Annotated in this window: 1 pseudogene; it reads right to left on the reverse strand. The window is 71.4% G+C overall.

What is annotated here, in order from left to right:
* A pseudogene (locus tag POF73_RS45860) lies at positions 1-661 on the reverse strand (hypothetical protein); the annotation flags it as partial.

Raw genomic sequence — 661 nt, forward strand, 5'->3', positions numbered from 1 at the left:
CGCGTCCGCCAGCACCTCCTGGTCGAGGCCCTCCAGCACGGACACCTCCGCACCGGCCGCGACCAGCGCCTGCCGGACCTCCTCGACCGGCGCGTCACCACCGGGGGTGACCACCAGCCACGTCCCCGACAGCCGACCCGCCGACGGCACCGTCACCGAACGCCACACCGTCCGATAACGCCACGAATCCAGCACCGATCGCTCCTGACGCCCCCTGCGCCAGGCCGACAACGCCGGAACCACCGGCTCCCACACATCCGGCACCGACCCATCCACCAGCGCCGCCACACCCTCGACGTCCGCACGCTCCACCGCACCCCAGAACGCCGCATCCACCGGATCGACGACGCCCTCCGTACCGGGCACGGAGGCGTCCTCAAGCCAGTAGCGCTCGTGCTGGAAGGCATACGTCGGCAGGGCGACGGTGCGGGCGCCCGTGCCGGCGAACATCAGTGACCAGTTCACCGGCGCACCCGCCGCATACGCCTCGGCCAGCGACGTCAGGAAACGCTCAGCGCCACCGTCGTCACGCCGCAGCGATCCCACGGTCACCACGGACCGATCCGCCGTCTCACCCGTCTCGGAGACAGGCATCGCGAGCACGGGATGCGGGCTGGACTCGACGAAGACCTGGTGCTCCTGCTCGGCCAGCATCCGCACG

This window comes from Streptomyces sp. HD, from assembly GCF_028369295.1.
GTDB lineage: Bacteria > Actinomycetota > Actinomycetes > Streptomycetales > Streptomycetaceae > Streptomyces.